24 protein-coding genes and 1 pseudogene are annotated in these 26,130 nt (G+C 63.1%); 14 read left to right on the top strand and 11 right to left on the bottom strand.

Going from position 1 to position 26,130, the window contains the following annotated elements; genetic code table 11:
• Positions 1-10 precede the first annotated feature (10 nt).
• The 3 genes and pseudogenes from fusA to HWX91_RS27720 all read right to left on the bottom strand — a co-directional run bounded on the left by fusA (position 11) and on the right by HWX91_RS27720 (position 3,276).
• Positions 11-2,062, bottom strand: a complete 2,052-nt coding sequence (gene fusA, locus HWX91_RS27725) for an elongation factor G (RefSeq protein WP_102857415.1) — start codon at positions 2,060-2,062, stop codon at positions 11-13.
• An 86-nt stretch (positions 2,063-2,148) separates the two neighbouring features.
• Positions 2,149-2,344: pseudogene (locus HWX91_RS41390) on the bottom strand (isochorismatase family protein); the annotation flags it as partial.
• A complete protein-coding gene (locus HWX91_RS27720) occupies positions 2,335-3,276 on the bottom strand; it encodes a LysR family transcriptional regulator (protein ID WP_102857416.1) in 942 nt (313 codons plus the stop codon). The gene HWX91_RS27720 and the pseudogene HWX91_RS41390, both read right to left, overlap by 10 nt.
• Before the next feature lie 97 nt (positions 3,277-3,373).
• Here HWX91_RS27720 and HWX91_RS27715 point away from each other — a divergent pair, with 97 nt between their 5' ends.
• The 13 genes from HWX91_RS27715 (at position 3,374) to HWX91_RS27655 (ending at position 17,161) form a co-directional block, all read left to right on the top strand.
• Positions 3,374-4,150 (top strand): HpcH/HpaI aldolase family protein, encoded by a 777-nt coding sequence (locus HWX91_RS27715; RefSeq protein WP_025495890.1) that lies wholly within the window; start codon positions 3,374-3,376, stop codon positions 4,148-4,150.
• Between the two features lie 22 nt (positions 4,151-4,172).
• Entirely contained in the window at positions 4,173-5,051 is an 879-nt protein-coding gene (locus tag HWX91_RS27710; RefSeq protein ID WP_102857489.1) for an amidohydrolase family protein, read from the top strand.
• Between the two features lie 18 nt (positions 5,052-5,069).
• A complete protein-coding gene (locus HWX91_RS27705) occupies positions 5,070-6,221 on the top strand; it encodes a DUF5624 domain-containing protein (RefSeq protein WP_102857417.1) in 1,152 nt (383 codons plus the stop codon).
• A gap of 83 nt (positions 6,222-6,304) precedes the next feature.
• On the top strand, positions 6,305-7,624 hold the full coding sequence (locus HWX91_RS27700; protein ID WP_176035685.1) for an MFS transporter: 1,320 nt from the start codon (positions 6,305-6,307) through the stop codon (positions 7,622-7,624).
• Positions 7,611-8,717 carry a hypothetical protein gene (locus HWX91_RS27695; RefSeq protein ID WP_176035684.1) on the top strand — a complete coding sequence of 369 codons (1,107 nt, stop codon included), beginning with the start codon at positions 7,611-7,613 and terminating at the stop codon, positions 8,715-8,717. Before HWX91_RS27700 ends, HWX91_RS27695 begins: the two co-directional genes overlap by 14 nt.
• A gap of 134 nt (positions 8,718-8,851) precedes the next feature.
• Positions 8,852-9,961, top strand: coding sequence for a porin (locus HWX91_RS27690; protein WP_102857420.1), 1,110 nt, complete (start codon positions 8,852-8,854; stop codon positions 9,959-9,961).
• Between the two features lie 128 nt (positions 9,962-10,089).
• Positions 10,090-11,682 (top strand): carboxylesterase/lipase family protein, encoded by a 1,593-nt coding sequence (locus HWX91_RS27685; protein WP_176035683.1) that lies wholly within the window; start codon positions 10,090-10,092, stop codon positions 11,680-11,682.
• 113 nt (positions 11,683-11,795) lie between these two features.
• Entirely contained in the window at positions 11,796-12,044 is a 249-nt protein-coding gene (locus HWX91_RS27680) for a hypothetical protein (protein ID WP_030102629.1), read from the top strand.
• Between the two features lie 215 nt (positions 12,045-12,259).
• Positions 12,260-12,727, top strand: coding sequence for a rhodanese-like domain-containing protein (locus HWX91_RS27675; protein WP_102857422.1), 468 nt, complete (start codon positions 12,260-12,262; stop codon positions 12,725-12,727).
• Between the two features lie 42 nt (positions 12,728-12,769).
• Positions 12,770-13,801 (top strand): serine O-acetyltransferase EpsC, encoded by a 1,032-nt coding sequence (epsC, locus tag HWX91_RS27670; RefSeq protein ID WP_046565789.1) that lies wholly within the window; start codon positions 12,770-12,772, stop codon positions 13,799-13,801.
• Entirely contained in the window at positions 13,798-14,103 is a 306-nt protein-coding gene (locus tag HWX91_RS27665) for a helix-turn-helix domain-containing protein (protein WP_102857423.1), read from the top strand. Before epsC ends, HWX91_RS27665 begins: the two co-directional genes overlap by 4 nt.
• Positions 14,104-14,181: 78 nt before the next feature.
• Positions 14,182-15,114 carry a family 2A encapsulin nanocompartment shell protein gene (locus HWX91_RS27660; RefSeq protein ID WP_025495879.1) on the top strand — a complete coding sequence of 311 codons (933 nt, stop codon included), beginning with the start codon at positions 14,182-14,184 and terminating at the stop codon, positions 15,112-15,114.
• Positions 15,089-17,161 (top strand): family 2A encapsulin nanocompartment cargo protein cysteine desulfurase, encoded by a 2,073-nt coding sequence (locus HWX91_RS27655; protein WP_102857424.1) that lies wholly within the window; start codon positions 15,089-15,091, stop codon positions 17,159-17,161. Before HWX91_RS27660 ends, HWX91_RS27655 begins: the two co-directional genes overlap by 26 nt.
• Before the next feature lie 96 nt (positions 17,162-17,257).
• Here HWX91_RS27655 and HWX91_RS27650 read toward each other — a convergent pair whose 3' ends face one another.
• From HWX91_RS27650 to HWX91_RS27615, 8 genes are all read right to left on the bottom strand, one after another.
• Positions 17,258-17,536, bottom strand: a complete 279-nt coding sequence (locus HWX91_RS27650; protein ID WP_028200638.1) for a DUF971 domain-containing protein — start codon at positions 17,534-17,536, stop codon at positions 17,258-17,260.
• Positions 17,533-18,531, bottom strand: a complete 999-nt coding sequence (locus HWX91_RS27645) for a HEAT repeat domain-containing protein (RefSeq protein ID WP_042277541.1) — start codon at positions 18,529-18,531, stop codon at positions 17,533-17,535. The genes HWX91_RS27650 and HWX91_RS27645 overlap by 4 nt, the downstream gene beginning before the upstream one ends.
• 64 nt (positions 18,532-18,595) lie before the next feature.
• Positions 18,596-19,384: an ABC transporter ATP-binding protein gene (locus HWX91_RS27640; protein WP_102857425.1), complete on the bottom strand. Its 789-nt coding sequence runs from the start codon at positions 19,382-19,384 to the stop codon at positions 18,596-18,598.
• Positions 19,381-20,235 (bottom strand): ABC transporter permease, encoded by an 855-nt coding sequence (locus tag HWX91_RS27635; protein WP_028200641.1) that lies wholly within the window; start codon positions 20,233-20,235, stop codon positions 19,381-19,383. Before HWX91_RS27635 ends, HWX91_RS27640 begins: the two co-directional genes overlap by 4 nt.
• Positions 20,236-20,276: 41 nt before the next feature.
• Complete coding sequence (locus HWX91_RS27630) at positions 20,277-21,707, bottom strand: ABC transporter substrate-binding protein (RefSeq protein WP_030102638.1); 1,431 nt, start codon at positions 21,705-21,707, stop codon at positions 20,277-20,279.
• Positions 21,708-21,759: 52 nt separating this feature from the next.
• Positions 21,760-22,005: a 4Fe-4S dicluster domain-containing protein gene (locus HWX91_RS27625; protein ID WP_102857426.1), complete on the bottom strand. Its 246-nt coding sequence runs from the start codon at positions 22,003-22,005 to the stop codon at positions 21,760-21,762.
• 9 nt (positions 22,006-22,014) lie between these two features.
• Positions 22,015-23,748 (bottom strand): fumarate reductase/succinate dehydrogenase flavoprotein subunit, encoded by a 1,734-nt coding sequence (locus HWX91_RS27620; RefSeq protein WP_102857490.1) that lies wholly within the window; start codon positions 23,746-23,748, stop codon positions 22,015-22,017.
• Positions 23,749-23,756: 8 nt separating this feature from the next.
• Positions 23,757-24,536 (bottom strand): GntR family transcriptional regulator, encoded by a 780-nt coding sequence (locus tag HWX91_RS27615; protein ID WP_028200646.1) that lies wholly within the window; start codon positions 24,534-24,536, stop codon positions 23,757-23,759.
• 250 nt (positions 24,537-24,786) lie between these two features.
• Here HWX91_RS27615 and HWX91_RS27610 point away from each other — a divergent pair, with 250 nt between their 5' ends.
• Positions 24,787-26,109: an LLM class flavin-dependent oxidoreductase gene (locus tag HWX91_RS27610; RefSeq protein WP_028200647.1), complete on the top strand. Its 1,323-nt coding sequence runs from the start codon at positions 24,787-24,789 to the stop codon at positions 26,107-26,109.
• Positions 26,110-26,130: the final 21 nt, after the last annotated feature.

The raw sequence follows: 26,130 nt of genomic DNA, 5'->3' as shown, positions 1-26,130 counted from the left end.
CGGTGACCATTCATGGTGCCGCGTCGTCGCTCTGTTTTTTATACTGCGACGCCATCCGTTCCTGTTGAGCGGGGGACACCGGATCGTAATGGCTGAGCTGGATAGTGTAGTGACCGTGGCCGCCGGCAATCGCATTCAGACGCGACTGATAGTCGTTGAGTTCGGACAAGGGCACCTGGCCCGCAACCACCACGGCATTGCCGGCGGCCGTGCGTGTGCCATGCACCTGCCCACGCTTGGCGGACAGGTCGCCGATGATGTCGCCCATCGCGGTTTCCGGTGTCATCACCTCGATGTCCACGATAGGTTCGAGCAGGACGGGCCGCGCCTTCAGCACCGCGTCGATGAAGGCTTTGCGCCCGGCGGAGACGAAGGCCACTTCCTTCGAGTCGACCGGATGGCTCTTGCCGTCAAAGACGGTGACGCGCACGTCCTGCATCGGGAAGCCGGCGAGCGGGCCGCTGTCGATGACCTGCAGCACGCCTTTCTCCACGGCCGGCATGAACTGGCCGGGGATCGCGCCGCCCTTGACGGCGTCGACGAATTCGAAACCCGCTCCGCGCGGCAGCGGCTCGACGCGCAACATCACTTCGCCGAATTGCCCGGCGCCGCCGGTTTGCTTCTTGTGACGGCAATGTCCCTCGGCTTTGGCGCCGATCGTTTCCCGATAGGCGATCTTCGGCGGCCGCGTCACGACCTCGAGCTTGTACTGCTCGGCTAGCCGCTCCAGCATCACGCGCAAGTGCAACTCGCCGAGCCCTCGCACCACGGTTTCGTTGGTGCTGTCCGGGTGGTCGATGATCAGGCAAGGGTCTTCCGCGCTCAGCTTTTGCAGGACTTCCCAGAGGCGCTGCTCGTTGCCGCGGCGCGCCGGTTCGATTGCGAGGCCGTAGATGGGGGTGGGGAAGTCGAGCGGGCTCAGGTGGATGTTGCCGTCTTCGGCGGCGTCGTGCAGCACGGCATCGAAGCCGATTTCGTCGACCTTGGCGGTGGCGCAGATATCGCCCGGACCGGCCTGCGGGACGTCCACGTGTTCCTTGCCCTGCAGCATCATGAGATGGGCGACCCTGAACGGCTGGCGCCCATCGCCGATATAAAGCTGGCTGTCGCGCCTGATCGTGCCCTGATGCACGCGAAATACGGCCATCTTGCCGATATAAGGGTCGACGACGATCTTGAAGACATGGGCAAGGACATGCTTGTCAGGTGCCGGTTCGGCACGTGCGACTTGCTGGCGCCCGCCGGCATCGCGATAGTAGAGCGGCGGGTTGCCTTCCATCGGATTGGGCAGCAGCCGGACGAATACGTCGAGCAATTCCGCAATGCCCGCGCCGTTAGCCGCCGACGTAAAACAAACCGGCACCAGATGACCTTCGCGCAGCGCCCGTTCGAAGGGTTCGTGCAATTGCTCAGGGCTGATGGCTTCGCCTTGTTCCAGGTAAAGCTCCATCAAGGCGGGGTCGATCTCGACCACCTGATCGACCAGCGCCGTGTGCGCAGCGTCAACGGAAAGGAAATCGGCTTCGCCGGCCGGGTTGAAAAAACAGTCCACCACCTGGTGGCCGCGCTGCGCGGGCAGGTTGATGGGCAGACATTCCTTGCCGAAGGCCTCCTGGATTTGCGTCAGGAGCGCCGGGAGATCGACCTTTTCGCCGTCGATGCCGTTCACGACGATCAGTCTGCACAGCTTGCGTTCCTGCGCCCACGCCATCATGCGCCGGGTGGTCATTTCGATGCCGGTCTGGGCATTGATGACAATGGCGGCCGTCTCAACGGCCGGCAGGGCACTGATCGACAGCCCGGAAAAATCCGCGTAGCCCGGCGTATCCAGCAGATAAATACGGGTATCCAAGTAGTGCAGGTGGGCGAGGGCGGAACTCAGCGAGTGGTGGTATTTGCGTTCGAGCGGGTCGAAATCGCACACCGTAGTGCCGCGCTCCACGCTGCCGGGCGTGTGTATTGCGCCGCCGCGGTGCAGCAGCGCTTCGACAAGGGATGTCTTGCCGCATCCAGCATGCCCGACCAGGGCGATGGTGCGGATGGCTTCGGGGCTGTAGCGCATGGCTGCCCTCGTCCAGTAGTGGATGTGGGGCCATTATTGGCGAAAACCGACCGGTGTGCCATACGGGGCGATCGTTCCCATTGCCGTTATGGCCGTGCGCCAGATCGCTCTGAACGGTGTGCCGCGCAAATGTGGCGATGCCCGCGCGTGTCAGCGTGGCGGCGTAAAGCGCGGTGATGCTCGCGGGCGGCGCATGCGTTCGCAGCGACCGCGACTTCAAGTCCCCGCAGGTACCGCATCGCGCGCCGCGCCGGCAACACAGGCATGGGTCATCAGCCCGGCACCGAGGATGCTCCGTGTGCGCTACGGGCGGCTTTCGTGGCAACCTGCCGAAGCCCCTGCGCCAACGCCACAAACTGCATCGCGCGCGCGTTGGCATCGCCACGGCGGTGCACGATGTACAACGTCGTGGTGGTGTCGGTCTCGTCCAGCTGTCTGAACACCACCCCCGGCAGCGCGATGGCCTGCAGCGTAGACGGTACGAGCGCAATGCCGAGCCCGGTCGCGGTCAACCCGATCAGCGTGGAAGCCTGCTGCGCCTCCTGGACCACCTGAGGTTCGAACCCGCGCTTCGCGCACAACGCGACCGTCTTTTCATAGACCGCGACGCCCGCTTGCCGCGGATAGGCGATGAACGGTTCGTCGCGCAGATCCTTGAGTTTGATCGATGACGCCTTGGCGAGCCGATGACGCGCATGCATGGCGAGCACGAGCGGCTCTTCCATCAGCGGCGTGAACACCAGATCGGCAGGGGGCACGCTTTCGGGCATTCGCAACAGGCCGACATCGATTTCGCGCTGCTCGATTGCCTCGATCTGACGGGACGAGGACAACTCCAGCAGCGTGATGTTGACCTTCGGACGTTGCGTCCGGTACGCGTGAATCAGCTTGGGGAAAAACGGCGACAGTGTCGATGCGTTGGTAAAGCCGACCCGCAGCCGCCCAACGTCGCCGCTCACGGTTTCCCAGACGCTTTCCTTCGCGTGTTCGATGCGCGCGAGAATCGCCCGCGCGTCGTCCAGCAACGCCAACCCCGCCTCGGTCAGCGCGACGGAGCGGCGCGTGCGGTGGAAGAGCCGCGCACCCAGATCAGTCTCCAGCGACTGGATCGCGAGACTCAAGGGCGCCTGCGTAATGCCCAGCCGCTCGGCGCTGCGGCGGAAATGCAGCTCCTGCGCCAGCACCACGAAAAACTCCAGATGACGGATATTCATTGATTTGCTCTGTAAATCAATAACCTTGATTTGGAGAATAAATCAAAACTGTTTCCCGGGCGATACTGTCTTCCACCTACACAACAACGGAGACAGCATGAACGGTGCGGAACTGGTCGAACGCCTGCGCGCGCGACACAAGATCATTGCGCTGGGAATTCGCGCCTCGCGCACAACGGATGCGGTCCGTTGGGCCAAAGCGGCCGGCTACGACACGATCTGGGTGGACATGGAACATAGCTCGCTGCCGGTCGATACCGTGTCGCAACTGTGCTCATGCGCGGTCGACCTCGGCCTGATGCCGTGGGTGCGCGTACCGGAACGCGACTACGGCACGATCAACCGCGTGCTGGATGGCGGCGCGCTCGGCATCATCGTGCCGCGTGTCGAGACCGCCGGGCAGGCGCGCGACGCGGTGATCGCCACGCGGTTTCCGCCGCTCGGCCAGCGTTCGCAACTGGCAACGCTGCCGTACGTCAATTTCGAAAAACTTCCCGCTCGCGAACTCAACCGGCGCCTGAACGACGCGACCGTGCTTAAGGTCCTGATCGAAAGCCGTGCCGGTGTCGAAGCGGCCGATGCCATCGCGGCGGTCGAAGGCGTCGACGTACTGGCGCTCGGCTGCAACGATCTCTCCGCCGATCTGGGCCACACCGGCGAATCGGCCCATCCCGAGGTCGTGGCGGCATGCCGCGAGGTGATCGCCGCGGCGCAGCGGCACGGCAAGGTGGTGATCGTGGGCGGCATGCCGGAATGCGAGGCGCTCAATGAATTGCGCCGCGAAGGCGCCGCGCCCTTCGTCTTTGCCGGCATCGACAGCGATGTTTATCTGGCGGCGCTGCGCGAGCGCGTCGAACAGGCACGTCAACTTTAATTCGAACCTTTACTTTCAGATCATGGCAGAAACCCCGCTGATTTCCACGCCGATGCGCGACTACGAGACGCTGTCGCGGCCGTCGTTCACCATGCCGGCGCTCGCGTGCGACGCACACATGCACGTGTTTGGTCCCGAAGACAAATATCCAAAGGTCGAGCATCCGCACTACACGCTGCCGGACGGCAAACTTGCGCACTATCTGCAGATGATGAGCGTGCTGCAACTGAAGCGCTTCGTGATCGTGCAGCCGAGTTTCTACGGCACCGACAACCGTTGTCTGATCGACGCGCTGCACGTGGCGGGTTCGATCGCGCGCGGCGTCGTGATGATCGACGAGGGCACTGACACGGCAACGCTCGACAGTTTCCACCAAGCCGGTGTGCGCGCGGTGCGGCTTGACCTGTTTGCGCGTTCCGGGCTGCCGACCGCCGAAATCCAGCAGTACATCACCCGCATGGCCCGCCTGTGCGCGAGCCTTGGCTGGCACGTGCAGTTCTATGCGCCGGGCTGGGTGGTGCGTAATCTGATCCCGTTTCTCGCTGACGTACAGACCGATTTCGTCATCGATCACATGGGTTACATGCTCGAAGAAGACGGTCTCACGCAAGCGGATTTCGACCGCCTGCTCAGCTTGCTGAAAGACGGCAACTGCTGGCTTAAACTCAGCGCGCCGTACCGGATCGCCAAACATCGCGGCTACGAAGCCGTGGCGCCGATGGCCGAAGCGATCATCAAGGCCGCGCCGCAAAAAGTGATCTGGGGTTCGGACTGGCCGCATATTCCCGATTCGACGCGCGACACCGGCGAATTGCTGAATCTGCTCGGCGCATGGACCGGCGATCCGGCGGTGCACAAGATGATCCTGGCCGATAATCCCGCGCGACTGTTCGATTACTGAGGCGGTATTTACCCAACTATGCCCTACCAACCCAACGCAGCGTTTGCCGGTCTGTTTCGCGCGTTCACATCGGACCCGCAGAGCATCGGCGCGCACCTGACGCAGCAGATGGCGCAGCAGCAGGCGGACGATCCATTGCTGGTGTCGACCGGCAGCGATATCGTGCTGTTTCCAGGCGCGGGGCGTGCGCCGACGATCGAGAGCTTTCGCAAATCGACGCGCGGCTTCATCGAGTTGACGGCGGTATCGCATCTGCCGCTGGCGCTGGCTTATCTTGCGCGGATGCGCGAACTGGCGCCGCACGACACCGTCTGGCAACGCGACGCGTCGAACCTGCGCACTCACGCGCAGCAAACCCGCGCGGCGAACTCACTGGCGTTGTGGCGCGATCACGTCGCGGTCGATAGTTTCGCTGGCCACGAACAGAAGATCGCCGATCTCGTCGACTACACCTGCGGCGTCACCATCGATCTGCTCGAGCGGATCGAGAAAGATCACGCGCTGCTGAGCTTCGACCGTCTGAACGACGAGTACTTCGCCGCGCCGTCCACGAGCGCGTTCCCGGTGCCGATGAACGACGTGATGTTCGCCACCTTCGGGCTCGCGTTTCTCGACATCGTCTATCGCATCGGCAACTGGTTGCGTGCCCAGGCGCTCGACTGGAACCGCCTGATGGTGCTCGTCAGCGGCCGCTCGGGCAGGCCGACTGCCGGCGTGACGTGGGGCTCCAACAACATGTGCTATCTGGTGTGGTGCGCGTCGAATCGCGTGCTGTTGCCGGAGCGCGTGTTTATCGCACCGCATGCACCGTCGTTCTCGGTCGCCGAACTGCCGGATGCCGCGGGCATGGCCGAACTGGAGCGTACGTATCGGGATTTGTGGCTCAACACGCGTGCCAGTATCGAGGTCGCGCGTGCGCTGTTTCCCGAGCAGACGGCGTATGACTTCGATCCGGCACCGCCCGGTGGCATGCCGCCCATCACCTCGATCGGCGACCGCGATGCGACGACGGCGCGTCTGCGCCGCATCATGGAAGATCCGACTCAACTGCTGTCCAACAGCGTCGCGGATTACATCGTCGATCAGTTGTACAGCAACGGCAATCAACCGCAAAAGGTTGAGATCCCCGGCTTTACGAACGTGACTTTCCCGGGCGCCGTGCAGTCGTAACGACGGACGCCGCACCGACACCCGCGCGCATGGGCGCCCGCGCGGGTCATAACAAAACGCCCTTGATGAAGGAGACAGGCTTCATGAATCCACTCGCACTAGAGCCGTCGGCGGGTCCGCCGGTCAGCAACGTGCTGCGTATCACGCTGGTGTGCTTCGCGGTATCGATGATCGACGGCTTCGACACGCTGATGCTGTCGTTCGTCGCGCCGTTGCTCGCGAAGTCGTTGCAGATCGATCACGCAACGCTCGGCCGCGTGTTTGGAGCAGGCTTTATCGGCACGGTGCTGGGCTCGCTGATCGTTGGGCCGCTGGCGGATCGTTTCGGCCGCCGGCCGATGCTGCTGCTTGCGCTCGCTGTCACCGGCATTTTCACGCTCGGCTGTGCGTTCGCCACGTCGGCGACGATGCTGGCCACGCTGCGGTTTATCGGCGGCCTCGGCATGGGTGGCGCCATTCCGCCCGTGGCGGCGATCACCGCCGAGAGCAGTTCGCCGCAGCGCCGTTCTTCGCTGGTGATCCTGATGTTTATCGGTTTTCCGCTCGGCGCGGTGGTGGGCGGTGCGATCGCCGCGGCGTTGATGGTGCGCTTTGGTTGGCCGTTCGTGTTCCTGATGGGCGGCACGTTCGCTTTGCTCGCGCTGATCCCGGTGCTTCTCGTGATTCCGGCGCAAACCGTCAGCCATGCTGAACGAGTGGCGGCACGGCAGCATGCGGCGGCGAGCGGTTTGAATGTAGTCGGCAGCATGTTTGCCGGCGGCCGGTTCCCGGCCACGTTGGCGCTGTGGGTCAGCGTGCTGTCGAGCATGATCCTGTCGGGTTTCCTGGTTAGCTTCATGCCGACCATTCTCAACATGAACGGCGTGGAACCGGGCCGTGCCGCGCTCGGTTCGGTGTTGCTCAATCTGGGGGCCATCGGCGGCGCGCTGGTGATCTCGACCCTGGTCGGCAAACGCGGACCGTTTATGCCGGTGGCGATTGCTTTTCTGGGCGGCGCGGTGTTGACGGTGGCGCTGGGTCAAATCATCGGCGCGGGGAATATCGCGCTGGCGATGCTGTTTGCGGTCGGCGCGTTTCTGGTCGGCGGCCAATTGACGTTTCCGGCGATTGCCAGCTTTCTCTTTCCGGCCAACGTGCGGGCGGCCGGGGTCGGTTGGACGCTCGCGATCGGACGCATCGGTTCGATCGTCGGGCCGGTGGTCGGCGGCATGCTGCTGTCGCAGCATCTGTCGTTCGAAACACTTTTCATACTGGCGGCGATTCTCGCGGTGGGCGCGGCGTTGGGTCTGTGTCTGTCCAATGTTCTGCGGCCGCGAGAGAAAGAAGCTGGACAGATCATGTCGACTGCGCCGTTCCCGGTCACGGGTTCGGAGTTGGGAGAAGCCAGTCATGGCAAAAACTGAGTTGGGCGCGGGCTTGCTCACGGCACTGCAGCAACTGCCGACTAGCGGCGCCCGCGCGGTCGAAGTCTTTACGACGAACGAAGGCACCTTTCTCGGCGTGCCGCAACTCGCGCGCGATGTGGCGGGTGAAGCGCCCTACATGAACGGTGGCGACAGCGATATCGAAGCGCCCATCTACCGCTGGCAGGACGGCCGTTTCGTCGAGCATGAAGCGCTGGCCTTGCCTGGCGGCGAAGACCTCGAGTACTTCGAGATCGACGGCCGGCGCTTTCTCGCGGCGGCCGGCGTTCGAAGCGGCAACGGACCGTACGATCTCGATACCGATGCGGTGGTGTATGAACGCGTCGCCGGCGCATGGGTGCCGTTGCAAAGCTTTGCGGTATTCGCGGCGAAACAGTGGACGGCCTTCTCGTTCGACTCGCGTCATTTCCTCGGGCTGTCGCAAGGCGTGGTGGTCGACGGGGTCGAGCCGAAACATCCACGCGAATCGTGTCTGTTCGAGTGGAATGGCGAACGCTTCGTGCCGTTTCAGAACTTCAACGGACAGTGGGGCTACAACTTCGCGTTCGTGTCGTTTGCCGGCGAGCACTATCTCGCGTATGCGGATCACGTCAGCGGATCGTCGGTGAATCGCTGGAACGGAGAGAAGTTTGTGCCGCTGCAAACCTTCAGCGAGAACGGCGGCCGTGCATTCCGCTTTTTCGAAGCCGACGGTGCGCTCTGGATGGTGCACGCGAACCTGCTCAACCACACCACGCTTTATCGATTCGACGGCGCGCAGTTTGTCGAGCGGCAGATGCTGGGCGGCCCAGGCGGACGCGAACTGTGTTTGATCGACGGTAAAGAGGGGCGTTATCTGGTGCGTGCGTGCTTTATCACGGGCACGCCTAAAGCACCGGTGGTCATGCAGCAGTCGGAGATATTCCAATGGCGGGATGCGTGTTTCGAACTGGTGGGCGACTTCGCGACCTCGGGTGCGACGGATGCCGCCAGTTTCGTCGAAGACGGTCAGCGCTATCTGGTGGTGAGTAACGGCCTGAGCGATGAGATCCGCTTTCGCATTGATTCGACCTTATACCGGTTCAACGGTTAGCGGCTAGAAACCGCCAAACCCGGCTATCAGTTGCGCCCGGCGGCCCGCCGGGCAGTTCCACACAGGAGCCGATTTCCCTTTTGCAGGGGAGGGCGACGCTTTGCCTTTTAAAAATAAAACACTGGAGACGAGTAATGAAAAAGTTTGCCTTGAGCTTGAGCGCAACCGCAGTGCTGGCCTTGAGCAGTCAGATGGCCGATGCGCAAAGCAGCGTGACGCTATACGGGATTATCGATGCGGGCATTACCTACTTCAGCAACGTGAACGGCCATTCGAATTTCGTCGCCAACGACGGGTCGATCCAGTCGAATCGCTGGGGTCTGCGCGGTGTGGAGGATATCGGCGGCGGCACACGAGTCGTGTTCGATCTGGAGAACGGCTTCAATCTCTACTCGGGCACGATGGTGCAATCGGGCGTGCTGTTTAGCCGTCAGGCATGGTTGGGCGTCGAGAATCAGACCTACGGCAGATTCACACTCGGCAAGCAGTACGACTTCTTCTGGGACAACCTCACGCAGTTTGCGATGGGGCAGGTTGCCGGGCAGTACTCGTGGCACCCAGGCGACTTCGATCACCTTGCGGGCACACTGCATATCAACAATGCAGTCAAGTACACGTCGCCGAACTACCTGGGATTGCAAGCAGGTGCGCTGTATGCATTTCCTTCGCAATCCGTATCGGCGGGAACAGGGCGTGTGATTGCATTTGGGCTGCGCTATTCGAATGGCCCGCTGAATCTCGGCGCCGCGTACACCGACACGCACGATCTTGGCCTGAATGGGCCGAGCCAGGCCGGCACCACGTTCTTTCCCGATCTGCCTGGCGCGCCGGTGCTGGCGCGCAGCGTCAGCAGCTTCGGGGTGGGCGGCAGTTATCGCTTTGGCCGGAGCCTGACGCGCCTGCTGTTCACCGACACGCACTTCCGCATCGGTCACGACAACGGTTCGATGCCAACCTACGAAATCAACGAAGTATTCCAGCTCACCCCGGCCACGACGCTGATGGGCGGCTACTGGTACAGCAAGCTCGGTTCGCAGAAGTGGCAGAACGGCACGCTGCTGCTCGACTATGCGCTGTCGAAGCGCACCGATGTCTATACGAGCGCGACCTATCTGCGCGCGTCGGGTGGCGCGGCGCCGGTTTTCCTCGGCGGCGGGGCAGCGCCGGTATTTGCCAATGGCATGTACGTCGGCACGGGGCAGTCGTCGACTGCGGTGCGCGTGGGCATCCGCACGCTGTTCTAGTCCTGCTGCGGCAGGACTGAATGCGCGGCGCTACGACGATTGAGCGCCATTCATCTCAAACCGCCAAGCGAATCCGGTCCGGGGCACGCGTCAGGCGGTTGCGCCTTCCCGGACATCTGGAGACAAGCATGAACGCCTATCATCGGCGAGCCATGGAATGGCTCATCGCAGTCACGATTCCACTCATCATGCTGGGGTGCGGCGGCAGTGTCCACAGCCCGGCACCGGCCGATCCGAGCGTCGTTGCGACCGAGCAGGGACAGGTCAAAGGAATCGTCGCCAACGGTGTGCGCGCGTTCCTTGGCCTGCGTTATGCGGCGCCGCCGACCGGCGCGTTGCGCTGGAAACCGCCCGCACCCGCTGCGGCCTATGCGAGCAGTCCGTACGACGCATCGCACGTCGGCTCGGTCTGTGTGCAGGGGACGGCGGCGGCCCCGACCGGCAGTGAGGACTGTCTCTTCGTCAACGTCTATGTACCCGGTACGACCGCAGGCACAACGGCCTTGCCCGTGCTGTTCTGGATTCACGGTGGCGGTTTCATTCTCGGCTCCGGCGCGGCGACCGATGGCAGCGCGCTTGCTCTGAAGGCGAATGCGATCGTGGTGACCATCAACTATCGCCTCAATGCGCTTGGTTTTCTCGCGCATCCGGCGCTTGCGGCGGAAGACCCCAATGGCGCGACCGGCGACTACGGCATCATGGATCAGACCGCCGCGCTCGCCTGGGTGCAGAAGAACATTGCGGCGTTCGGCGGCGACCCCACGAACGTGACGATCTTCGGCGATTCGGCCGGCGGCCATTCCGTGTACGTGCAACTTGCTTCGCCGGGTTCGGCCGGATTGTTTGCGAAGGCTGTCGCGCAGAGCGGCGGTTTCAGCCGGCAGCAGGAGAGCTTGCAGCAGGCCGAGACGGATGGCGTCGGCTACGCCAAAACGTGGGGCTGCACCGACCCGTCCAGCGCGGTCTGCCTGCGTAATCTGCCGGCATCCGCGCTGTTGCAGGGCAACCCTGTCGCCTGGTATGCAACGATCGACGGCAAGGTGCTGCCGGGTTCGACAAGCGCGGCATTCGCCAGCGGCCAGTACAACCGCGTGCCGGTCATGTCGGGTTTCACGGAAGACGAGGGGACGTATTTTGTCGCCGCGGCATTCGATGCGCAAGGCAAGCCCGTGACTGCTTCGGGCTACGAAGCGGCGATCCAGGGCTTCCTCGGCGTTTCCGGCGCCGCGACCGCAGCGCTCTATCCGGCAAACCAGTTTTCGTCGCCGGGTCAGGCGCTCGCCAAAGCAACCGGCGACTACCTGTTCACCTGCGGCGAAATGCAGGACGCCGACAACCTTGCGAAGTATTCTCCGGCGGTGTACATGTATCGCTTTTCCGATCCCGCGCCCTATAGCGTGCACAGCCTGATTTCAGTGCTGCCGCCCACCGCGATGAACTACGGCGCCTTTCACTCGTCGGATCTCGACTACTGGTGGCAACTGATCCCGAGTCCCACGGCGAACCAGGCGACGTTATCGGGAGCGATGACGGCCGCGCTGGCCGGTTTCGCGCACACCGGTAATCCGAATTCGGGCAGCACGGTGGCGAGCTGGCCGTTGTACACCCCGGCGACGCGGCGCACGCTCGACTTCGGTTATCCGGTCTCGAACACCTACGACGCGTACACCGCGCATCAGTGCAGCTACTGGTACGGTCAGGCGCCGTCGCACGGTCTATAGATCGAGCTGAGCTATAGGGCCTTTCTTCGAAAACCAATCCACAAAAGCTTGTTTGCGATTCCGTATCCAGGTCGCTAGATTCATTCATATCGCAATGAATCGACGGAGCTCGCATGACCACACTTTCAGCGACGCTTATCTGGGGCGGACTGCGGCATCCTGTGCGAAGCCTGCGGAAGCAATGGTCAAAACGCGCGTCCGTCCTGTCTGAGCAATCCTCAGACAGGACGGCTGCCGCGGCCTACATCCCCCCATCACCCGAGCGGCTCGAGCGCATTGCGGCTTACGCACGCTGCGGTTATTTCCATATGGAATACACCGCCGGCATGTTTGTCGTGCCGCTCCAGATCCCACGGGAGTAATCCGCGCGCCGGCACGGGCGCGGCACATCCGCAGCGAGCGGGCGGGGCGGCTCCAAGCAGGAGCGACCGAACCGATGCTTCTTTAGAAATCACAATTAATTGGTTCGGCTTCGGCTAACTCTCTTTCATAGTGTCTTCTGATGGCTATAGGCGGTTGCATTCGCAGATGGCTTAGACCCGCGCGTACCGATTCGCGCGATATCGAAGGAGACATCATGACGCTTGAAATCGCAGAACGCCCCACTCATGCATTGCTGGAAGCCGCCCGTTCGCAAGCCGCCGCGGCCGGTTTGCCTTATGCCGGCGGCGTGTCGCCGCAGGATGCGTGGGCGCTCGTCCAGGCCGGCGACGCCGTGCTGGTGGACGTGCGCAGCGCCGAAGAACGCAAATTCGTTGGACTCGTGCCGGACAGCGTGCATGTCGCGTGGGCGACCGGCACGAGCCTGACGCGCAATCCGCGCTTCGTGCGTGAACTGGAAGCGAAGACCGGCAAGGAGGCCGTCGTGCTGCTGCTGTGCCGCAGCGGCAACCGCTCGGCGCTGGCTGCCGAGGCCGCGGCGAAAGCCGGCTTCACACAGGTATTCAACGTTCTGGAAGGTTTCGAAGGGGAGCTGGACGGCGCGCAGCGGCGCGGCGCCAGCAGTGGTTGGCGCTTTCATGGGTTGCCGTGGATTCAGGACTGACGGCCTGATCGTTCGCGCTGCACTTTACGGGGAGTAACCGCTGTGGCTGTGTTTGATGTCGATGAAATTGTCCACGCGCTTCAGACGGTCCGCCAGCAATGGCGCGAAGTGCAGAAGCGCTCGCTCGAACCGGGCGGGCGCGAATTGCCGGGGCGCGAAGCGCTCTCGGAGATCATCGATACGCTGAAAGGCGTGCTTTTTCCGATGCGGCTCGGCCCAGCCGACCTGCGTCAGGAAAGTGAAAACTTTTACGTCGGGCACGCGCTCGACGCCGCGCTGCATGCGTTGCTGAGCCAGGCGCGGCTGGAGTTGCACTACCGCAGCCGTCATCAACCGCCGCCCGCCGCCACGATCGAGGCGCAGGCCGGCATCGCGGTGCGTGCGTTTGCGGCGCGTTTGCCGGCGATTCGCAGCCTGCTCGATAGCGACGTGCTGGCGGCCTTTCACGGCGACCCGGCGGCGGGCAGCGTGGATGAAGTCCTGCTGTGCTATCCCGGCGTGCTGGCGATGATCCACCATCGGCTCGCGCACGAGCTCTATGGGCTCGGGCTGCCGCTGCTGGCGCGCATCATCGCCGAACTCGCGCATGCGCAAACCGGTATCGACATTCATCCTGGCGCGCGGATCGGCGCGGGATTCTTCATCGATCACGGTACGGGCGTGGTGATCGGCGAAACGGCCATCATCGGCGAACGCGTGCGGGTCTATCAGGCGGTCACGCTGGGTGCGAAACGCTTTCCGCGCGATGCGCAGGGGCACCTGGAAAAGGGCCATGCACGTCATCCGATCGTCGAAGACGACGTCGTGATTTACGCGGGCGCCACCATTCTTGGCCGCGTCACGCTCGGACAGGGTTCGGTGATCGGCGGCAACGTGTGGCTCACGCAGGACGTCGCGCCGGGTACGCATGTGACGCAGGCCGTGTCGCGTAACGAGGGCACCGGCGCGGCGGCGGTTCGTGAGCGCGCGCCGCGCGGTCAGCCAGATGTGCAGGCGGACGCGGGGGCAAACTCGTATGCAAGCGCGGAGGCAAGCGCGAACGCGGAACCCGCAGCGGCCGGAGCGGCGCGATGAGCGTGCTCGTCAGGGACTTCGGCGCGGCGGTGCGGCGCCTTCGCGAGGCGTCCGGCTGGTCGCAGGAGCAGCTGGCCGAGCACGCCGGACTCAATCGGTCTTATGTCGGGGAGATCGAGCGCGGTTCTGCGATCGCGTCGATTGTCACGCTCGACAAGCTGGCCCGCGCTTTCAACGTGCCGGTCGAGCGCCTGCTCAGCCATCCATCTGACGGTTTGAGTCTGGCCACGCGCCCGCATTCCGCTTTCGCCGATCCGGCGTCGCCCCTTCAGACCGCCTCTTTGCCGTCTATAGCATGTTGAACGGCTGGGGGCGGCTTCCGATAATCGCTTTCGTTCATAAGCTTTCCCGTTTTTCGTCTATCAACCCCGGAGCTTCAGATGACAGCAACAGTGGGCGGCCTGACGGCGCTCGGCGATACCGCAGCACGGCAACTAGCCAATGCCACCAAAACCGTTCCGCAACTCGCCACGATTACGCCGCGCTGGCTCACCCATCTGCTGCAATGGCTGCCGGTCGAGGCGGGCATCTATCGTCTGAATCAGGTGAAGAATCCGGAAGCCGTCAAGGCGGCCTGCACCGCGCGCGAAGATGAAAGCATCCTGCCGCGCACTTTCGTGCCGTACGAAGAGCAGCCGCGCGAGTACTTCCTGAATGCGGTCAGCACCGTGCTGGACGTCCACACGCGGATCTCGGATCTGTACAGCAGTCCGCACGATCAGATCAAGGAACAACTGCGCCTCACGATCGAAACGATCAAGGAGTTGCAGGAAAGCCAGTTGATCAACAACCCGGATTACGGCCTGCTCGCGAACGTAGCCGAAGAGCAGCGCGTGTTTCCGCTGACCGGCGCGCCGACTCCGGACGATCTCGACGAATTGCTGACCAGGGTATGGAAGGAGCCGGCATTCTTTCTGACTCATCCGCTCGCGATCGCCGCGTTTGGCCGTGAATGCACGCGCCGCGGCGTGCCGCCGCCGACGGTCAGCCTGTTCGGCTCGCAGTTCCTGACGTGGCGCGGCATTCCGCTGATTCCGTCGGACAAGGTGCCGGTTGCCGACGGCAAGACCAAAATCCTGCTGCTGCGCGTGGGCGACAAGCGCCAGGGCGTGGTCGGCCTGTTCCAGCCGGGCGTGGCCGGCGAACAGGGTCCGGGTCTGTCGGTTCGCTTCATGGGCATCAACAATCATGCGATCGCTTCGTATCTGATCTCGCTCTATTGCTCGCTCGCGGTGCATTCGCCGGACGCGCTGGCGGTTCTCGATGACGTGGAGATCGGCAAGTACCATGACTACCCAGACACCTACAAGTAAGCCCATGAACAGCGTCCTGCCGCACGATGTGCCGACGGGTCCGCCCGCGGGTTTGCCTGACCCTGCCACATTGGCGTCGCTGGCCAATGCGTTTTTCTCGGCGCTGCCGGGCAATGCGCCGCAGGCAGGAGGCGCGCCCGGCGTGGCCGCCACGCTGCCGCTTACGGCGCCTGTCACCAGCGAGATCAGCAATCCGGCACCGGCCGGTTCGCCGCTCGCGGGTCCGGGCGGCGCGGGTACCGGCGTGCCTGGTGCCGCGTTGCCGCAAGGGCATGTGCCGGGTGGCAACCTGTTGCCCTCGGCGCCCACCCATGTCCTGTCGCTGGGTAACCGCGCGCCCGCGTTGGCGCCACATGCACTTGCGCAGAACGGCTTACCCGATAGCGCGGTGAGCGTTGCGCCGGCGCTCGACCCGCGCTTTGGCGGCGCGGCGCTGGACGTGCCTGAGGGGCACGGTGTGCAACGTCCGCCGGCGGGCGGTGCGCCATTGGCGTCGCCAGTGTCAGCGGGGTCCGCATCGCCGTTCTATTTCCTTGGCGAAACCGCGCAAGCTCAGAATTCGGGTTCGACGTCGCCGGATATCGTGGTGCCGGGCTGGCATGAGGTGAGCGCGCAATCGTTCGGTTTGCCAGGCGTTGACGAACCGCTCGCGGAGCAGCGCTTCCCGTACGACCGGCCGGCAGCCGCACAGACGGCTACGCCGGGAACGACGCCGGCGGAGCACGGCAGTCGTTCGCATTATTTTCTGGATCTGAATGAGGGGTCGCGTTTTGCTGCGCAAACGCCTCGCGCGGCAGACGGCGTGCCGCATGCCGGGCCGTCGGCCCATCCGCCCTTCGATGTGAATGCGATTCGGCGGGATTTTCCGATTCTGCAGGAGCGTGTGAACGGGCGTCAGCTGGTGTGGTTCGACAATGCCGCGACCACGCACAAACCGCAGGCGGTCATCGATCGGCTCGCATATTTCTACGCGCATGAGAACTCGAACATCCATCGGGCGGCTCATGCGCTGGCCGGCCGCGCCACGGATGCGTACGAAGCCGCACGCAGCAAGGTGCAGCGTTTCATCGGCGCGGCGTCGCCGGAAGAAATCATCTTCGTACGCGGCACCACCGAAGCGATCAACCTGATCGCGAAGACGTGGGGTGTGAAGCATGTGGGCGAGGGGGATGAGATCATCGTCTCGCATCTGGAGCATCACGCCAATATCGTGCCGTGGCAGCAGCTTGCCGCACAAACGGGTGCAAAGCTGCGCGTGATTCCAGTGGACGACAGCGGCCAGGTTCTGCTCGATGAATACCGGCGGCTGCTCAATGACCGCACGAAGATCGTGTCGGTCACGCAGGTGTCGAACGCATTGGGCACGGTGGTGCCGGTCAAGGAGATCGTCGAACTCGCGCATCGGGCAGGGGCGAAGGCGCTGGTCGACGGCGCGCAGTCGGTGTCGCACATGCGGGTGGACGTGCAGGCGCTCGACGCGGACTTCTTCGTGTTCTCAGGTCACAAGGTATTCGGTCCGACCGGCATCGGCGTGGTGTATGGCAAGCGCGCGCTTCTTGAAGATATGCCGCCGTGGCAAGGTGGCGGCAACATGATCGCGGACGTCACCTTCGAGCGCACCGTGTTCCAGCCGCCACCGAATCGCTTCGAAGCGGGCACGGGCAATATCGCCGATGCAGTCGGTCTCGGTGCAGCGATCGATTACGTTCAGCGCGTGGGCATCGAGAATATCGCGCGTTATGAACACGATCTGCTGGCCTATGCGACGAGCGTGCTGCAACCGGTGCCGGGGGTTCGCCTGATCGGCACGGCGCGCGACAAGGCCAGTGTGTTGTCCTTCGTGTTGAAGGGCTACGAGACCGAGGAAGTCGGGCAGGCGTTGAACGAAGAGGGCATTGCCGTGCGCTCGGGTCATCATTGCGCGCAGCCGATCTTGCGGCGCTTCGGCGTCGAGGCTACGGTGAGGCCGTCGCTCGCGTTCTACAACACCTGCGATGAAGTCGACGCGCTGGTGTCGGTGGTGCGGCGGCTGTCTTCGCGGCGCTAGGAAAAGCGGCGGCCTTCCACGGCCGCCGCTTTTTTACCGCGCCATCATTCAGGCCGTATTTCAGGCTGTATTTCAGGCTGCACTTCAGGCCGCATTTCAGGTGATTGCCGCCAGATATTCCCACGGATAGATACCCTGCGCGTGTCCGTCGCTGAACCCGATCTGCACGCCGTATCCCATCGGCTGCATATCGACGATCGCAACATGCGGCTCGACCCGCGCATCGTGACCCGCATGCGCGAGGCGGCGGCATGTCGAGCAAGGGCAGCGCTCCCTCAGCGTCGCGTTGTCGATCCACTGCGTGTGTCCGCCATGCCATGTGAGGGATAATCGTCCACTCGCCGCGTGAACCGTGACGTGTTCCGGGGCCTTCATCGTTGCGCCTTTCCGATTTGCGTCAAGGCGATGCGGGCGGCCTTGCGTACTTCCGGATCGGCATCGGCCGAGGCGGCGTGCAAGGCGGGCAATGACGCTACGTCGCCCAGTTCTCCTAGCGACAAGGCAGCTTCCTTGCGCAGATTGCTGATCGCGTGGGTGAGGAGTGTGGCGACCGCCGTGCTCGCCGCTGTGTCGCGGAGTTTGCCCAACGCGCGAACTGCCTGCAAACGGACTTGCCAGTAGTCGTCTTCGAGCGCTGCGATCAGCGCATCGCGCGCGTCCGACACGCGCAGTTTGCCGAGGGTGGCCGCTGCTTCCTCACGGACCTGCCACGCCGCATCGCGCAGCGAGCCCAGCAACGCGACGATGGTCTCTTCCGTTGCCGCTGCCCCGATACCCAACGCTCCGATTGCCGCGCGGCGTACGGCAGCGTTCGCATCATTCACGGCGACCGCGGTGAGGGGGCCAAGTGCCTGCTCGCTCTTCAACCAGCCGAGCACGCTCACCGCTTCGAGCCGCACCGGGTCTTCGCTTGCGCTGAGCGCGGCCAGCGCGGGTTCCAGCGCTCCCGCGTAGCGTAATTCGCGCAGACCGCGCAATGCAGCCTGGCGTACGAACGGATCGGGATGCGTGGTGTAGGGCGCGAGCAGCGGTCCCGATTCGGGATCTTTCAGATTGGACAGACTTAGCGCGGCTGCGTCGCGCACCGCTTCCGCACGATCCGTCAACGCTTCGCATAGCGCTTTGACCGCGTCGGCGCGCTCCCACGCACCGAGCACCTCGGCGGCTTGCGCGCGAACGTCCGGCGACAGGTCGGTGCGCAACGCGGCGACAATCGGTCCGAGCAGGGCTTCGTCTTCAAGGTCGGCAAGCGCGAGGAGCGCGATACGGCGCACCGCGGCGTCCGTAGACGCCAATCGCGGCAGGAGTTCGGCGGCTTCCGGGTCGAGGGAATCGGGGTCGAACGTCAGCGGAAGCGAAATATCGGTCATGTGTAGAGTGATGTCTGGATTGAAGCGGAAGCTTTCGGTAACCCGGTCAGGCACGCGAAACACGTCAGGCTGACGCTTCGCGCAACAGCGCGAGGCAGTGGCGCTTGATCTCGATGAATTGCGCGTCGGTCGTGGTCTCGTCGTCGCGAGGGCGGTTCAACGTGACGCGCAAATCGGCGACGATGCGCGCGGGGCGCTGCGACAGCACGAGGATGCGGTCGGCGAGAAACAGCGCTTCGTCGATATCGTGCGTGACGAACAGCACCGTGGTACGGATCTGTGTCCACACGTCGAGCAGCAGTGTTTGCATCATGCGGCGCGTTTGCGCGTCGAGCGCGCCGAACGGTTCGTCCATCAGCAGCACGCGTGGCCGGTTGATCAGCGCGCGGGCGATTTCCACGCGCTGCTGCATGCCGCCCGACAATTGCGCCGGATAGCGCGTGCCGAACCCGCTTAAACCCACCAGGTCGAGCAGCTCGGCGGCTTGACGGCGGCGCTCATCGACCGGGAGTCCTTTCATCTTCAGGCCGAATGCGACGTTGTCGATTACGCGCTTCCACGGAAAGAGCGTGTGCTGCTGGAATACGAGACCGCGTTCCGGATGCGGGCGCACGACCCGCTCGCCGTCGACGACAATCTCACCCGCACTGGCTGCCACGTGTCCGGCGAGTGCCGCCAGCAGCGTGGATTTTCCGCATCCCGAGGGGCCCAATACGCAGACGAGTTCGCCCGGTTCGACGCTGAAATCCAGTTGATCGAGCGCGGTGAACCGCTGTTCGCGCACGCCGACGTCGACGCTCAACGCGCGTACGTCGATGCGGCCAGGCGGTTTCGCTTGCAATTCGGTGCTCATTGCTGCGCTGCCTCCATCCGGTACCACGGTATCAGCGCCAGCCCGACGCGCTTCACCAGCACACTGCTGCCCATACCCAACGCGCCGATCAGCAGCATGCCGACGACGATGTCCGCATAGTTCTGCAACGTGTAAGACTCCCACGTGAAATAGCCGATGCCGTACTGACCGGCGATCATCTCGGCGGTGACGAGACAGAACCACGCGGTTCCCATGCCGATCGACAGACCCGTGACGATAGCGGGCGCCGCACCCGGCAAGATCACTTCGGCAAATAGCGCAGCGCCGCGCGTGCCGAGCGAACGGGCGGTTGCCACCAGCCGTGGATCGACGCCTTCCACACCATGGATCGTATTCAACAGGATCGGAAACAGGGCGCCAATGAAGGTGATGAACATCATGCTCATCTCCGATGAAGGAAACATCAGGATGGCAAGCGGGATCCACGCAACCGCGGGAATCGGCCGCAGTACCTCGAGCGGGGGCAGCACCGCGTCCTCGAACGCCCGATAGCGCCCGATTGCAAGTCCCAGCCCGATACCCACGGCGCTCGCCGCGACAAAGCCCACCAGCACGCGCATCACGCTGGACAGCAGGTGCATCGGCAGTTTGGGCGAGTGGAACAGGGCCCAGGCCGCGGGCACCACGTCACTTGGCGCGGGCACGTTGGCGAACGTCACAAGCCCGAACGAGACATGATGCTCGGCCAGCACTTGCCAGATGCCGACACATACCAGAACCGATACGAACCTGGCCGCCACACGTGCGAGACGTGCCGGATTCCAGTTCCGCCGGGCGGCGGCGCTGTGTCGAACGCTGGTATTCTCCGTGGCGTCGAGAATGGCTGACATCGAGGACTCCCGTGATTGGATGAACGTCGCAGGACGATCGGTTAGCGTGCCGCGACCGCTTGCGTCGCATCGGTCTTCGCGGCGGCGAAATCCACCACGTTGCCGTTCACCTGCTTCGCGTAGCGATCGGCGTTGTCTTTCAGCAGGAAGGCGTTGATATTGCCCTTGGCGTCCTTCACGTACCACGCCTGACTGGCGAACAGCTTCAGGCCGCTCGAACGATCCTGCACGTACACCACACGAGCTTTCTTGCCGCCTTGCTCCAGCGTGTTGAGCGCCGCGAAGGCCTCCTGCGCCGATGCATAGTTGCGCACCTTGCCTTCGCCATCGAGCCAGACCTGCGTCACACTGCGAAAATCGGTGATGGGTTTGCCGGTTTGCACGTCATTGGCCACGAGTGGCTGTTTCGCGTAGTTCCTGAGGGCCGCGTCGTAGTTCAGTCCCGATTGTCTGAATGCTTCGCGCAGATAGCGGTCGTCGATGAACGTGTTGACATCCAGATCGACGTCGGTCTTTTTCAGCAGCTTGAGTGTGCTGATCGCCGTGACAGTTGCCTGCCGGTATTCGGGCTTCCATGTGAGATCGCGCGTCTGCAGACCGAGCGGCCCGTGGAACAGATAATTGACCTCGGCGTCGATGCCGGTGACCTTCTGGATCAACTGGCTGTATTTCTCGGGATCTTGCGCAAACAGCCGATTCGCCTCGATCACCGCGCGCAGATACGCGACCACGACTTCCGGATAGCGCTTCGCATAGTCGGCGTCGACGAGCGTGCCGTGGAAGGTCGGCGCGTGGGTCTGCGCACCGTCGTAGATCTTGCGCGCGAAACCGCGGAACGGAAACAGTTCGGCGAACGGCACGAAGTCGGCGTGTGCGTCGATCTTATGCGCCTTCAACGCACTACCGGCCACTTCGGGCGACTGCGTGATGATGTTGACGTCGGTGTCGGGATTCCAGCCTTGCGCCTTGATGGCCCGCAGCAACATGCCGTGCGCCGCCGAGGCGAACGGCACCGAGATCGTCTTGCCTTTCAGGTCGGCGATCGAACGGATGGACGAGTCGTCCGGCACGACGATGCCATTGCCGCTGCCGTCGATACTGCCTGAGAGTACGGTGATGAAGATGCTTTTCCTGCCGGCCTTCTGGAAGGCTGCTCCGTTCAACGAACCGGGGAAATCCGCCATCGATCCGAAGTCGAGTTTGCCCGCCACCATTTCGTTGGTCATCGGCGCGCCGGACGTGAAGTCTTTCCATTGCACGTCGTACTTGACGTCTTTGTACTTGCCGTCGTGCGGCAGATATTTGTCGAGCAGATTCAGTTCGCGGATCAGCAGGCCGCCCGTCGCGCAATTGATCGTCGTGTCCTGCGTGCCGATCGCGACGCGAATTGTCTCGGCGCGCGCCGCGCCCGCTGTGAGTGAAAACAGGCCGCTCGCGAGGAGAGCTGTGGCAAGCCATTGACGACGTTTCATGAGTTAAGCCCCGGTTGATAGGGAAACAACGTTTGGTCGGAGTGAGCGGCTGCTAGCGCAGCAGATACGGAATGTCGACCCTGACCGCATCGGTCGGGCAATCTTTTTCACACGGCATGCAGTACCAGCATTCGTCGAACTTCATATAGGCCTTGCCCTTGGTCAGATCGATCGCGAGCAGGTCGAGCGGGCAGACATCCACGCAGACGGTGCAGCCTTTGTCCGCGATGCATTTGTCTTCGTCGATCGTGACCGGCGCGGCGCTGCGCTGGAAAATGTTGTGCGGTTTCGTAGACATGGTGGCTCCTCAAGCGTCGGCGAGCGCCGGCTCGCCGATCCGCAGGTTCTGATAGGCCTGAGCTTCGTGGTCGTCGAGCGGCACCACATACGGTTCTATGGCGCGTTTCTCGCTGACCATGCGGCCCGTTGCGTCTTTCTTCAGATGCGTGTGGCAAAACCATTCCGCGTCGTTACGTTGCGGATAATCGACGCGATGGTGATACAGCCCCCAGCGGCTTTCCGTGCGATACAGCGAAGCGTGCGCCGCCATTTCGGCGCAATCGCGAATCGCCCGCACCTCCGCGGCGCGCATCAGTTCGTGCGGATTGTCGGCCTTGATCTGATCGATATCGGCCGCGATTTCGGCGAAACGTTGCAGGCCGATCTCCATCTTGCGCGTGACCTTCGGCGGCTGAAGATAGTCGTTCACCATGCGGCGCAGCTTGTACTCGACTTGCGCCGGCGCGAGCCCCGTGTCCCGTTCGAGCGGGGCATAGATTCGCGCCCGTTCCGCCTCCACTTGCGCGCTATCGAGCGCCGCATGCTCGCGGCCGTCGATGTATTGCGCCGCGTTCTGCCCGGCGAACCAGCCGTACGTGAAGGCGCCGAGCATGTAGTTGTGCGGCACGGCGGCCATGTCCCCGGCAGCGTAAAGGCCCGCGACGGTAGTCTCCGCGCGCTCGTTCACATAGACGCCGGAGGCACTGTGGCCGCTGCAGAAACCGATCTCCGAGATGTGCATTTCGATCATCTGCTGGCGGTAATCGGTGCCGCGTCCTGCGTGAAACCGGCCCCGGCTCGGGCGTTCATTCGTGTGCAGAATCTGCTCGATGGTCTGAATGGTTTCTTCGGCGAGATGGTCGAGCTTCAGAAACACCGGCCCATTGCCGCTTTGGAGTTCCTGATAGAACTCCCACATCATCTGGCCGCTCCAGTAATCGCACTCGATAAAACGCTCGCCCTTGCCATTCGCCGTGAAGCCGCCGAGCGGGCCCGTCACATAAGCGCAAGCGGGGCCGTTGTAGTCCTTGATCAGCGGGTTGATCTGGAAGCACTCGAGGTTTGCCAGCGCGGCGCCCGCGTGATATGCCATCGCGTAGCCGTCGCCGGCGTTGGTGGGATTCTCGTAGGTTCCCATCAGGTATCCCGACGAGGGCAAGCCTAGCCGGCCCGCCGCTCCGCAGCAGAGAATCACGGCCTTGGCGCGCACGACATAAAAATCCGCAGTACGGCAATCGAAACCCAGCACGCCGCAAGCACGGCCTTGCGCGTCGGTCAGAACCCGTGTGACGACAATACGATTGGTGATCGGAATGCGTGCGCGTTTGAGCTGCCGGTAGAGCACTTTCTTGATGTCATGGCCCTCCGGCATCGGCAGAACATAGGAGCCCATGTGATGCACTTTCTTGACCGCGTAGTCGCCCGTACCGTCTTTTTCGAACTTCACGCCCCAGCGGTCGAGTTCCTCGATGGTCGTGAAACTGTGCCGGGCGTAGGCGTAGACGGCCGCCTGATCGACAATGCCGTCGTTGGCGATGGTGATTTCCCGGGTGTACTGCTCCGGTGTGGCATGGCCGGGGATGATGGCGTTATTCAGACCGTCCATACCCATCGAGATCGCGCCGCTGCGTTTGACGTTGGCCTTCTCCAGCAGCAACACTTTCAGGTTCGGATTCTGTTCCTTTGCCTTGACGGCAGCCATAGGGCCGGCCGTGCCGCCGCCCACGACGACCAGGTCGTACTCGAGCACGTGCGTACTCATTTGCGTGTTCATTTCGTCTTCCTTGTGCTTTTCTTCTCTTTCTGACGGTCGATGCGAAAGCGGTATTGGAACGCGTCGCCGCGAAAATAGAGGTATTCGTAGTCGATTGGCGTGCCGTCCGCGCTATGTGTAAGACGTTCGATGCGCAGCACGGGGCTGCCTTCTTCAACATTCAGGGCCTCGACGATTTCATCGTCGGCGAGAATCGCGTCGATGGAGATATCGGCGTGGCCGAGCGGCACTGCGCAGTCGTTCTCGAGAATCAGGAAGATGTCGCGCGTGACGAGGTCCGCGCCGGCGAGGCGTTTGCCCAATGCTTCCGGCACCCACGTGATTTCGAGCGACACCGGTTCGCGATTGAGCAGCCGCACCCGATGGATTTCGGCGACCTTCGTGCCTTCCGGCAGTTGCAGGCGGCTCGCGATGTGCGCGGTGGCCGGGATGAAGCGAATATGTTTGAGCTGGTTGACGATTTCATATCCCATCGACGACATCGCTTCGGCAAAGCCTTGCAACGCGCTGACGTTCTGGAACGCTTTCGGCTTGGCGACGAAGGTACCCTTGCCGTGAAGCTTGAAAACGAGGCCTTCCTTTTGCAGATCGCCGAGTGCTTGCCGCACGGTGATGCGGCTGACGTTGAACATCGTGCAGAGGTCGCTTTCGGACGGCATCTGCGAATGGGCCGGATAGGTGCCATCGAGAATGCGCGCGCGCAACGCCGTCTTGATCTGCTCGTAGAGCGGGGCGGCGGAAAGCGGCAGCACGTTGGCCGGGTCGGGTTTCAGCATGATCTGTGGGGTATCCGTACTTGTTATGACAAGTTGCAGCACAGTCTAGTGATGGAGCCGCGGCGGGCGAACGAAGATTTTGTGCTTTGTATTTCTGCGGGACAGCTTTCGGCGTGCCGGTTCGCGCTGGCGCCCCGCGCGGCGGGTTCAGCAGGCCGGTACGGGTGGGTGCAAAGCGGTGGGCGGCGCCAAGCAGCCTTGGTGAAGGCCGATTAAACTGGCCCGACCTGTTTGCGATGGAGCTTGCTACATGTCACGTCAGCTTCGCCTCGGCGCTTTTATGCGTCCGACCACCATTCATACCGGCGCATGGCGCTATCCTGGCGCCTATCCCGATGCCAACTTCAACTTCACGCATCTGAAGCGCTTCGCGCAGACGCTCGAGCGTGGCCGCTTCGACGCGTTCTTCATGGCCGACCACCTCGCGGTGCTCAACATGCCGCTCGACGCGCTCAAGCATAGCCACACGGTGACCTCGTTCGAACCGCTGACGCTGCTGCCCGCGCTGGCCGCGGTCACGGAACGGTTGGGACTCGTTGCAACCGCGTCCACCACGTTCGACGCGCCTTATCACGTCGCCAGACGTTTTGCGTCGCTCGACCATATCAGCGGCGGCCGGGCGGGATGGAATCTCGTGACGACGTCGAATCCCGATGCCGCGCTCAATTTCGGCCTCGACGAGCATGTCGAGCACGACGAACGCTACCGGCGTGCCCGCGAGTTCTTCGACGTGGTCACGGGCCTCTGGGACAGTTGGGCCGACGACGCCTTTATTCGCGATACGCAAACCGGCATATTCTTCGATCCGCAAAAGCTCCATGTGCTGAACTACAGGAGCGAGAACTTCTCGGTGCGCGGGCCGTTGAATATTGCCCGTCCGATTCAGGGGTGGCCCGTCATCGTGCAGGCCGGTTCATCGGAAGCAGGGCGTCAGATAGCGGCTGAGACCGCCGAGGTGGTGTTCACCGCGCAAAGCCTGCTGGCCGACGGCAAGCGCTTCTATGCCGATGTGAAAGGCCGGATGGAAAAGCTTGGCCGGGCACGCGATCACATGAAAATCCTGCCTGCCGCTTTCGTGGTGGTGGGCGATACGTTGGAGGAGGCTCAGGAAATCCGCGCGCGGCTCGATACCTTCGTTCACTACGAGAGCGGAATCGCTTCGCTGTCGATCGCATTGGGGCACGACGTGTCCGGTTTCGATCCGGACGGCCCGTTGCCCGAGATTCCGGAGACCAATGCAAGCCGGACTGCACGGCAGCGAGTAGTGGAATGGGCGCAGCGCGACGGGCTGACGATTCGTCAACTCGCCCAGCGTATCGGCGGATACTCAGGGCTCGAGATGGTCGGCACGGCGAAAACGATTGCCGACCAGATGGAGCAATGGCTGGTGGAGGAGGGCTCGGACGGGTTCAACGTGATGTTCCCGTATCTGCCGGGCGGCCTTGACGACTTCGTGGATAAAGTCATTCCTGAGTTGCAACGGCGCGGCCTGTTCCGGCGCGAATACGAAGGCACGACGCTGCGCGAGAATCTCGGATTGCCACGGCCTGAGAACCGGTTTTTTGCCCGCTGAGATGAGCAAATCACTGAACCA

This window comes from Paraburkholderia fungorum, from assembly GCF_902833645.1.
Taxonomy (GTDB): domain Bacteria; phylum Pseudomonadota; class Gammaproteobacteria; order Burkholderiales; family Burkholderiaceae; genus Paraburkholderia; species Paraburkholderia fungorum.
This window is presented reverse-complemented; position numbering and strand designations above follow the sequence as displayed.